The organism is Longimicrobiaceae bacterium, assembly GCA_035936415.1.
GTDB lineage: Bacteria > Gemmatimonadota > Gemmatimonadetes > Longimicrobiales > Longimicrobiaceae > JAFAYN01.
In genome coordinates, this window is the sequence record DASYWD010000341.1 from 1 (window position 1) to 7,476 (window position 7,476).

Consider the following 7,476-nt stretch of genomic DNA (forward strand, 5'->3'; position numbering starts at 1 on the left):
GCCGGGCCTCCACGCGCGCCGCCCGGCCGGGGCGCCCCGGCGTCACCAGACCGTTCACGCTCCCCAGGTCCTCCACCACCAGCACGCCCGCCTCGTCCGGCCCGATCCGGGCGTGGCGGCCGTCCACGTACGGGTCGTCCAGGATCAGGTCGTTGCCGGGGCCGCGCCCCACCGTGAGCGGGAGCGAGCCCAGCCGGAGCCGCGTCCGCTCGCCGCGCTCGCCCACCACCTCCAGGATCATCGCCACGTGATGCTCTCCAGGTAGCGGGCGGTCACCCGGCCCACGTTCTCGTGGCTCACCCCGGCCAGGGTGAGCGTGGACACCAGCCCCGTGTCGCGGCGGCCCAGGACCGCCACCTTGAGGACCGCGTCGTACAGCTCGCCGAGCTTGCGGTAGCGCCGCACGCAGAGGGTCGCCCGCATGGGGGTGGCGGCGGCGTTGCGGAGGTTGCGGGTGCCGCAGCGCCAGGAGGTGACGTGCTCCTCGTCGCCCCCGGGGGTGTTGTCCTCCTGGAAGACGCGGGTGTAGAGGGCGAAGAAGCGCGACCGGTTCAGGGTGCGCGTGGAGACCAGCTGGTGCGTGACCGCCACCACCCCGGACTCCTGGCCCCCGGCCACGAACAGGTAGTCGTCCGTGGAGCAGTCGTGGTCGACGATCTCGTACGGCAGCTCTCCGCTGCGCCGGGCGTCGCCCCAGCAGCGGAAGAACGGCGCCGGCTCCGTGGGGACCCGGTACGGCCCCAGCGCCACCGTCTTCGGCCGCCCCGCGAACAGCTCCCGGAGGTACACGTCCTGGCTGGCGTGCACCTGCCGCCCCACCTCGGCGAGGAGGCTGGCCGGGGGCCGGTACCCGGGGGCGGTGGCCCGCGCCACCAGCGCGGCCGCGCGGTCGGCGGGGACCAGGAAGCTGAGCTGGTTCCCGGCCGTGGAGACGTTCACGCCGACCACGCTCCCGTCCGCGGCGATGGTGGGGCCGCCGCTCATCCCGGGGTTGATGGAGCCGGTGAAGTGGATCTTCGGGTAGAGCGTGTGCCGCAGGAGCCCGTTGTAGGTCCCCTCCACGATGCTGAGCCCCAGGTCGCTGGGGTGGCCCAGCGAGTACAGCCGGTTCCCCTGCACGGCCCCTCCCGTCCCCAGGGTGAAGAACCGGCGGGGGCGGAGGTCGGCGCGGAGGACGGCCAGGTCGTGCACCACGTCCACCGCGAGCACGGCCACCGGGCGCGGCGTCCCCGCGGCGTCCAGCAGCTCGGCGCGGTAGCGGCCGGGGTCGTGGACCACCTGCGAGACCACGTGGTAGTTGGTGACCAGGTGCCCCCCGGCGCTCACGAAGAAGCCGGACCCGGTGCTGGCGCGCGCGGCGGAGCCGGTCTCCACCACCTGCAGCTTGACGACGTGGTCGGCGTAGCGGCCGAACACCGCCTCGGTGCCGGCGAGGCGCTCCTGGGCGGGGAGCGGGCCGGCGGCCAGCACGGCCGCGGCGAGGAGCCCGGCCCGGAGTCGCCGTGGGCGCAGGAAGGGGAGGTGCATGGATCGGGACCGGTGTGGCGGGGGAGGACGGGCGAGGGCGCTCGCTACAAAGTAGCTCCTCCCGGGCGCTACGCCCAGGGTTTCGGCGGTGCCGCCCGGCTCACTCGCCCGGGGTGTGCACGGCGCCGTCGGAGACGTGCTCGTCGCGCATCTTCTCCCGGGCCCACGCCCGGTCCTCCGCGTCCGCCCGCAGCCCCCGCCGTTCTCGGGCGCCCGCTCGGGCGCGAGCACCAGATCCACCAGGATGGGGAAGTGGTCGGAGCCGAAGGCCGGGAGGCGCTCCAGCCGGGCGAGGGTGAAGTGGCGGCTGTGGAAGACGTGGTCCAGCGGCCAGCGCAGGAACGGATACTCCGCGTGGAAGGTGTTGAACATCCCCCGTCCCACGCGGGGGTCGAGGAGACCGCTGACCTTGCGGAAGAGGCGCGTCGTCGCCGACCAGGCCACGTCGTTCAGGTCGCCCGTGACCACCACCGGGAGGCGCGCCTCCGCGACGCTCTTCCCCACCACGATCAGCTCGGCGTCGCGCTCGGACGACTCGGGGTTTTCGGTGGGGCTGGGCGGCGCCGGGTGGAGGAAGTGCATCCGCACGCGCCGCCCGGACGGGAGCACGGCCACGGCGTGCATGGAGGGAATGTCGTCCTGCACCAGGAACTGGATGCGGGCGTCCTCCAGCGGGAGCCGGGAGTACACGTGCATCCCGTACAGGTTCTCCAGCGGGCACCGCATGACGTGCGGGTACTCCGGCTCCAGCGCGTCCAGCCGCCGCTCCCACCACCCGTCGGTCTCCACCGCCACCAGCACGTCGGGCCGGCTCCGGCGGACCATCTCCAGGAGCCCCTCCGCGTTCCGGTTGGGCGTCAGCACGTTGACGGCCAGGATGCGCAGCGAGCTGCCCGGGTCGGCCTCCGCCGCGGCGGCGACCTCCTTCGGAAAGAACGGGGTGTAAGGGAGGATCCAGGACGCCTGGTACAGCAGGGAGGCCAGCGTCGTCCCCAGGACCCCCCACGCCGCGGCCTGCGAGCAGTCCAGCACGGCGAGCTCCACCGCGAGCAGCGCGACGGCCAGCCCGGCGAGCTGCAGCCGGGGGAAGTCCAGTCCCCGCACCCACCAGGCCTCGCAGCGCGAGAGCGGAAGCAGCGTCAGCACGACCAGCAGCCCGCTCAGTGCGGCGAGGACCCCGAAGCCCATCTACCCCTTCCCCCTCCACGCGATTGCGAGTTGCCGGACCGGCGGACGCGAACCGCTTCTACGGCGTCCGCGGGCGCCGGCACGTGCACAAGGGGTGCCGGGGCCGGTCGGGCAGGGGCGGGAGAGAGGGAACGGTCAGTCCCCCTGGGCGCGTGCGTAGCACCCGGACGCCTGGGCCGCCAGGTTCTTGGCGTCCTCCAGGGACGAGGTCTGGATGGCCCGTGCCGCCAGCCGGTCGCAGGGCGCCTTGCGCTCTTCGCTGGACGTGGTGAACGGGATGGAGCAGGCGGAAACGCCCAGGAGGAGGGCGAGCAGCGATACGCGGGTCTGCATCGGAGTGCCTCCGGATTGCGCGCGGCGAGTGCGGAGCTGCACCGTGCACCACAGCAAGCGCCGGGCCGCCTTACCGGGTGGGGCGTTCCGCCTCACGCAGCCGCGCCTCCAGGCGGTCGATGCAGCGCAGCACCGCGTCCCGGTTCCCCGCCGCCCCGATCCACCGCGGGAGCCGCTCCCGCCGCTTCGCTCACTCGCGCAGCCAGCGGAGCATGTGCGGATAGGGCGCGCACCCCGCCTCCGCCGCGCTCTTCTCGTCCAGCGTGAGGCCCATCCACTGCAGGAGCGGCACCCCCACGTATCGCCCCGCGGCGAAGTTGTCGAGGAATCCGCCGGAGGCGCCGCGGTAGCCGTGCGGGTGGAAGACGACGGCCGGGTCGATCCCCAGGTGGCGCGCCGCGGCGTACGACCAGGCGATGGCCCCGATCTCGTCCCCCAGGTCGCCGGTGACGCTGCCCCCCAGCCCGGCGCGGCGCTCGGCCGGCGTGACGGCCAGGTGCCCGGCCTCGTGGAGCAGGTCGCCCGGGTGCGCGAGCCGGTCCTCGTCCACCAGCAGGCGCCCCCGTTCCACGCGGATCCCGGGGAGGAAGCAGTCCCCGGACAGCTCGCAGGCATCGACCTCGATGCCGACCTCCCGGAGGAAGCCGGCGATGCGCGCGGTGAGGGGCTCGGCGAAGCGGTGCATGGGCGGGCGCTACCCGGCGCTCGGGCGCTCCGCCGGGGGCGGGCCGGCGGGACCGGCGTGCGGCTCGTCCCACGGCGGGCCGGGCCTGCGCATCCAGATCCAGGCGACGAAGTCGGCGAGCGGCGGCTCTCCCCCGATCTCGCGCAGCCGCGCGTTGATCTGCCCGCGGTGGTACGCGGAGTGGGAGGTCACCTGCAGGAGGGTCTCGGCGAGCGTGGCCGTTTCCGCGCTCCCGAACCGCTCCGCCAGCTGGGGAGCCCAGGGGAACTCGATCCGTCGGCGCAGCGCCGGGTCCTCCAGCGAGTCCAGGAAGCGGGACGCCTCCGCGTGGAAGTCGCGGCCCCACGCACGGATCGCGCGGAGGTCCGGGAGCGCGGACGCCTCCGGGACCGCGACCGGCTCGCCGCGCCAGATCTGCAGGTACACCCACTGGACCATGTGCACGTGGTGCAGGCGCTCGCGCGTGGGCGCGTCCGCGTGCGCCGCGGGATGGGCGAGCACCGCGCGCCAGACCAGCGCGTCCGCCCACTCCATGTGCCGCACCAGCTCCCGCAGCTCGGACACCAGCATGAAACCCTCCGGGATGAGTGTGCCCGCCCGCCGGAGCGCCCGGCGTCGCCTGGCGCTGCACTGAAGCCGCCGCGCCGGGCGGGCCCCGGAAGAGACCGGGACCCGCCGGGCGCGGGGCGCCCCCGCTACGGGCGCGCGGCCGCCGAGGCGTCGCGGACCGGGCGGAACTCGGAGGTCGGGCGGTAGTTCGGCCAGGCGCGCGAGTTCGCCAGCTCCAGGCCGAGGGCGTAGAGCACCGCCGCGTCCTGCGCGATCCCCTCCACGTTCCAGGTCGCCGGGTCGAACTCGTCCGCCGGCTGGTGGTAGCGGTCCCGGCGGTAGGCCGCGGCGGCGGCCGCGCCCGCGTCCGTGCCCCCGTCCAGCAGGTCCTGCCCGCTGTCCACGTACAGCATCGGGACGCCGCGCTTGGCCATGGGGAAGTGGTCGGAGCGGAAGAAGTAGCCGGCCTCCGGGGCCGCGTCGCGCGCGACCACCCTCCCGACGGCGGCCAGCCTGCGCTCCAGGTAGTCCTCCAGCTCGCTCTGCCCGTAGCCGATCACGAGCACGTCGCGCGCCGGTCCGTACGGGTCGAGCGCGTCGATGTTGAAGCCCGCCACCGTGGTCTCCAGCGGGTACACCGGATTGGCGGCGTAGTACTCCGAGCCGAGCAGCCCCTTCTCCTCCACCGTCCAGGCCGCGAACACCAGGGAGCGCTCCGGGCGCGGGCCGTTCGCGAAGGCGCGCGCGATCTCGATGACCGCGGCGATCCCCGTCGCGTTGTCCACCGCCCCGTTGTAGATGCTGTCCCCCCGCGCGTCCGGGGCGCCCACCCCCAGGTGGTCCCAGTGGCCGCCGTACAGGATCGTCTCGCCCGGGCGGGTGGTGCCCGGGAGCCGGCCCAGCACGTTGCGCGAGCGGATCCCGGCGCTCCGCACCGCGTAGTCCGCCGAGAAGGTGGCGCCCTCCAGCGGCACCGCCCGGAAGCCGCGGGTCTGCGCCCGGCGCTTCAGGGCCTCGAAGTCCTGCCCGGCGGCCCGGAACAGCTCCACCGCCACGTCGCGCTGGATCCACCCCTCCACCGGCGGGTGCACCTCGGCCGGGTTCGCCCGGACGATGTCGAACATGGTGTTGGTGTTGGAGTTCTTCACCGTGGCCCAGCCGTACGACGCCGGGGCGGTCTCGTGCACGATGAGGAGCCCGGCGAGGCCCTGGCGCGCGGCCTCCTCGTACTTGTAGGTCCACCGGCCGTAGTAGGTCATCGCCTTCCCGCCGAAGTCACCCTCGCCGGTCTCGAAGTCGGGATCGTTGACCAGGACGACGCCCACCTTGCCGCGCAGGTCCTGCCCCTCGAAGTCGTTCCAGTTCCGCTCCGGCGCCCGCACCCCGTAGCCGAGGAACACCAGCGGGGCATTCTTGAGGTCGACACGGTCCACCCCCGCCATGCTGGCGCGCACGGCGATCTCCTCGCCCTGCGTGAGCGCCCGGCGCCGGCCGCCCACCGTGAAGCTCAGCTCGGGCTGGCCGACGATGTCGTACTGGTTGAGCGGCACCTCCTGGAACCAGCTCCCGCCTGGGCCGCCGGGCTCCAGCCCTGCCTGCCGGAACTGCTCGGCGATGTACTCGACGGTCTTCTCCTCGCCCGGAGTCGCGGGGCCGCGCCCCAGGAACTCGTCCGAGGCCAGGATGCGGATATGCTCCGCCACGCGCGCGGGATCGATCACCGCCCCGGCCGGGGACGGCGCCCCCTGCGGAGGCACGGTGGCGCACCCGGCGAGAACGAGGGCCGGGGCGATGGATCTGAACAGCTTCATTGCGGATCCTTTCATCGGTCTCGGGAAATGACGGACGGAACGGCGCCGTGCCACGAGGAGCGATCGTTCGGCGCCACTCTGGCTACACCCGGGGCCGCCAAATGATCGCCCCCGGGATCGTTTGCGGCTCAAGTATAAGGCCGCGCGTCCGGTGCAGCGACCGTCCGGCCCATCACGCCGCGGCCTAGCCGATCCAGCCTCGATACGCGGCCACCACGTAGAAAGCATAGGAGAGGAGGAGCACGGTCCCGAAGATCCGGCCCGTCCTGAACTTCTGCAGCGCGAGCAGGCCGACCACCAGGACCAGGGTCGCCAGGAGCAGGAGGATGGACGAGGTGATCCCGGGCCCGCCGACGCCCTCGATCCTGCCATGCACCAGGGTCGCCAGCAGAACGGGGAAGCCCAGGCTGACGAGGATGTCGAAGGTGTTGCTCCCCAGCGCATTCGCCACGGCCATGTCGTGCTTTCCCTGCTGCGCCACGACGGCGGACGCGACCAGCTCGGGCACGGAGCTCCCCCCCGCGATCACCGTGAGCGCCACGATGGCGGGATCGACCCCCAGGAAGAGGGCGACGTCCTCCCCGGCCCGGACGAAGAGGTAGGCGCCTCCCCCGATGACGACCAGCGAGAGCAGGAACACCGGCACCGTCCACTTCGGCCTCTCCCGCGGGTCCGGGATCGGCCGGAGGAGGAATTCCACCGGCAGCGCGATCACGGAGAGCCGCGAGAGCGCGGCGGAGACGGCACCCTCCGCGCCCTCGTCCGCCCCATCCTCGGTTTCGGACGGCTCCTCCGGGGAGCGAGGCACGTGCCTGGACCAGAACGCCAGCAGGCCGAGGTACATCCCGTAGCTGCCGACGAGCACCCCTCCCTCGGCCACCGTGAAGGCCCCGTCCCGCGCGAAGAAGAAGAGCAGCGCCACGGCTGCGGCGTACACCGCTCCGTCCCGCACCACGGGCCGCCAGCGCAGACGGCCGGGCCGGACCAGGGCGGCGAAGCCGATGACCACCAGGATCTGGAACAGCGCCGAGCCGACGATGCTGCCGACCCCGAACGAGGCCGTGCCCTGTAGAAACACCAGCGTGAGGGAGGCGGTGAACAGCTCCGGAGCGCTGCTGCCGAAGGCGAGCAGGGTGGCCCCCGCGATGTTCTCGCGGAGCTTGAGCCAGGCCGCGACGTTCTCCAGGCTGGGGAGGAAGTACCTTTGCGTGACGACGCCGATGAGGAGGAAGGAGACGAGCAGCAGGGGGAGGGAGAGGGCGATGCTCATCACCGGATCGGCGGACGGGAGAGGCCGGGGCGGGCAGCGTCCGGCGCGATCCGAATCTTGGAGCCCACACGGGCGCGGTCAAGCCGGGCGGATCCTCGCGCGCTGCGCGAGGA

The 7,476-nt window shown here is 73.4% G+C and carries 7 protein-coding genes; all 7 read right to left on the reverse strand.

The features are described from left to right. The coding region (locus VGR37_13955; GenBank protein HEV2148502.1) for an FHA domain-containing protein at positions 1 to 241 on the reverse strand (241 nt) is incomplete at its 3' end. Beyond that, a complete protein-coding gene (locus VGR37_13960; protein HEV2148503.1) occupies positions 238 to 2,715 on the reverse strand; it encodes an endonuclease/exonuclease/phosphatase family protein in 2,478 nt (825 codons plus the stop codon). The genes VGR37_13960 and VGR37_13955, both read right to left, overlap by 4 nt. Positions 2,716 to 2,850: 135 nt before the next feature. Beyond that, positions 2,851 to 3,048, reverse strand: coding sequence for a hypothetical protein (locus VGR37_13965; protein HEV2148504.1), 198 nt, complete (start codon positions 3,046 to 3,048; stop codon positions 2,851 to 2,853). A gap of 190 nt (positions 3,049 to 3,238) precedes the next feature. After that, positions 3,239 to 3,733, reverse strand: a complete 495-nt coding sequence (locus VGR37_13970) for a hypothetical protein (GenBank protein ID HEV2148505.1) — start codon at positions 3,731 to 3,733, stop codon at positions 3,239 to 3,241. A 9-nt stretch (positions 3,734 to 3,742) separates the two neighbouring features. After that, positions 3,743 to 4,303 carry a DinB family protein gene (locus tag VGR37_13975; GenBank protein HEV2148506.1) on the reverse strand — a complete coding sequence of 187 codons (561 nt, stop codon included), beginning with the start codon at positions 4,301 to 4,303 and terminating at the stop codon, positions 3,743 to 3,745. Positions 4,304 to 4,428: 125 nt separating this feature from the next. Beyond that, positions 4,429 to 6,093, reverse strand: coding sequence for a M28 family peptidase (locus VGR37_13980; GenBank protein ID HEV2148507.1), 1,665 nt, complete (start codon positions 6,091 to 6,093; stop codon positions 4,429 to 4,431). A 184-nt stretch (positions 6,094 to 6,277) separates the two neighbouring features. Beyond that, on the reverse strand, positions 6,278 to 7,363 hold the full coding sequence (locus tag VGR37_13985; GenBank protein HEV2148508.1) for a hypothetical protein: 1,086 nt from the start codon (positions 7,361 to 7,363) through the stop codon (positions 6,278 to 6,280). Positions 7,364 to 7,476 lie beyond the last annotated feature (113 nt).